The organism is Streptomyces alkaliphilus (assembly GCF_014141535.1).
In the GTDB taxonomy this organism is placed as follows: domain Bacteria; phylum Actinomycetota; class Actinomycetes; order Streptomycetales; family Streptomycetaceae; genus Streptomyces; species Streptomyces alkaliphilus.
Genome location: NZ_VKHT01001329.1, coordinates 1 through 1,089, shown reverse-complemented (window position 1 = coordinate 1,089; position 1,089 = coordinate 1). Strand labels below are relative to the sequence as shown.

Here is a 1,089-nt window from a genome sequence, read left to right as displayed (position 1 = left end):
CACCCGCACCGCACCCCCGCACCCCCCGCACCGGAAAGGAAGCGCGCCATGCGTCTCGGACTCGCCCTGGGCTACGGCGGAGAGCCCATCGAGCAGGTCCTGCCGATCGTCGAGCACGCCGAGCGGATCGGCGTCGACTCGGTGTGGAGCGTGGAGGAGTACGGCCCCGACGCGGTGAGCGTGCTCGGCTACCTCGCCGCCCGCACCGAACGGATCGGCCTGGGCACCGCCGTCATGCAGATCCCGGCCCGCACCCCCGCGGCCACCGCCATGACCGCCATGACCCTGGACGTGCTGTCCGAGGGGCGCTTCCACCTCGGCCTGGGCCTTTCGGTGCCGTGGATCGTCGAGGGCTGGCACGGCCAACCCTACGACCGCCCCCTGCGCCGCACCCGCGAATACGTGGACATCGTCCGGGCCGCCGTCGCCCGCGAGGAGCGCGTCCGCTACGACGGCGAGATCCACCAACTCCCCTACCGGGGACCGGGGTCCAGCGGTCGGGCACGGCCCGTCCGGTCCGAGATGACGCCGCTGCGCCCGCGCATCCCGCTGTACCTGGGGGCCATCGGCCCGCGCAACCTCGCCCTCACCGGGGAGATCGCCGACGGTTGGCTCTGCGGCCTGTACGCGCCCGAGCACGAGAAGGCCCTCACCGCCCCGCTGGACGAGGGCATCGCCCGGGCGGGCCGCTCCCCGGAGGACGTGGCGATCTGCCCCATCCCGTACGTGGCGCACGCCGACACCGTCGAGGAGGGGCGCGAGGCGCTCCGGCCGCTGTTCGCGCACCTCCTGGGCGCCGTCGGCCCCGGCGGACGCAACACCTACTTCGACGTCGCCCTCTCCATGGGATACGAGGGCGCCGCCCGCGACATCCGCGACCGGATGGCCGACGGCGACAAGCCGGGCGCGGTGGCGGCGGTGCCCGACCGCTTCCTCGAGGAGGTGGCCCTGCTCGGCCCGATCCCCGCCATGCGGGACCGCCTGGCGGCCTGGCGGGAATCGCGGGTGGACACCCTCATCCTCCTGGACCGCGACCCCGGGCTCCTGGAGGTGGCCCGGGAGGTCCTGTGACCCCCGGGCAGCCATCCC

At 74.7% G+C, this 1,089-nt stretch carries 1 protein-coding gene; it reads left to right on the top strand.

Translation table 11 applies throughout. The annotated features are described in order from the left end of the window. The first annotated feature begins 48 nt into the window (after positions 1-48). Entirely contained in the window at positions 49-1,071 is a 1,023-nt protein-coding gene (locus tag FNQ90_RS24290) for an LLM class F420-dependent oxidoreductase (RefSeq protein ID WP_143625038.1), read from the top strand. Positions 1,072-1,089 lie beyond the last annotated feature (18 nt).